Origin of the sequence: Coprococcus sp. RTP21204st1_G4_RTP21204_210225 (assembly GCF_040915385.1) — a bacterium.
In the GTDB taxonomy this organism is placed as follows: domain Bacteria; phylum Bacillota; class Clostridia; order Lachnospirales; family Lachnospiraceae; genus Allocoprococcus; species Allocoprococcus comes.
On sequence record NZ_JBCPDP010000046.1, the window covers coordinates 1,492 to 2,833 of the forward strand.

Here is a 1,342-nt window from a genome sequence, read left to right on the forward strand (position 1 = left end):
TAAAGTAGGGAAATGTGTGAGCCAGCTGCCAAGAAAAGCCGCTATTGTTTGTACTGTACCCGTACCGTAAACCGACACAGGTAGGTGAGGAGAGAATCCTAAGGCCGACGGGAGAAGCATTGTTAAGGAACTCGGCAAAATGACTCCGTAACTTCGGGAGAAGGAGTGCCAGTGAGAGCTGGCCGCAGAGAATTGGCCCAAGCAACTGTTTAGCAAAAACACAGGTCTATGCAAAACCGTAAGGTGAAGTATATGGGCTGACGCCTGCCCGGTGCTGGAAGGTTAAGGGGAGAGGTTAGCGCAAGCGAAGCTTTGAACTTAAGCCCCAGTAAACGGCGGCCGTAACTATAACGGTCCTAAGGTAGCGAAATTCCTTGTCGGGTAAGTTCCGACCCGCACGAAAGGCGTAATGATTTGGGCACTGTCTCAACAATGCACCCGGTGAAATTGAAATACCAGTGAAGATGCTGGTTACCTGCGCCAGGACGGAAAGACCCCATGGAGCTTTACTCCAGCTTGATACTGGGATTCGATATTGTATGTACAGGATAGGTGGGAGGCGAAGAAGCATTGACGCCAGTTGATGCGGAGCCGCTGTTGGGATACCACCCTTGCAGTATTGGATTTCTAACCAGCAGCCGTGACCCGGCTGGGGGACAATGTCAGGCGGGGAGTTTGACTGGGGCGGTCGCCTCCGAAAGGGTATCGGAGGCGCTCAAAGGTTCCCTCAGAATGGTTGGAAACCATTCGAAGAGTGCAAAGGCAGAAGGGAGCTTGACTGCGACACCGACGGGTGGAGCAGGTACGAAAGTAGGACTTAGTGATCCGGTGGTATAAAGTGGGATTGCCATCGCTCAACGGATAAAAGCTACCCTGGGGATAACAGGCTTATCACTCCCAAGAGTTCACATCGACGGAGTGGTTTGGCACCTCGATGTCGGCTCATCGCATCCTGGGGCTGAAGTAGGTCCCAAGGGTTGGGCTGTTCGCCCATTAAAGCGGTACGCGAGCTGGGTTCAGAACGTCGTGAGACAGTTCGGTCCCTATCCGGCGTGGGCGTAGGATATTTGAGAGGAGCTGGCCTTAGTACGAGAGGACCGGGCTGGACTGACCGCTGGTGTATCTGTTGTTCCGCCAGGAGCATGGCAGAGTAGCCAAGTCAGGAAGGGATAAACGCTGAAGGCATCTAAGCGTGAAGCCCCCCTCAAGATGAGATATCCCAACGCAAGTTGTAAGACCCCTTGAAGACGACAAGGTAGATAGGGCAGAGGTGGAAGTGCAGTAATGCATGGAGCTGACTGTTACTAATCGGTCGAGGGCATAACCAAGAAGGTAGGACAGG

1 rRNA gene (cut by a window edge) is annotated in these 1,342 nt (G+C 53.2%); it reads left to right on the forward strand.

From position 1 onward, the window contains the following. Positions 1 to 1,328: ribosomal RNA gene (locus AB5213_RS16910) — 23S ribosomal RNA — on the forward strand; its annotated part reaches 1,491 nt to the left of the window's first position; the annotation flags it as partial. Positions 1,329 to 1,342 lie beyond the last annotated feature (14 nt).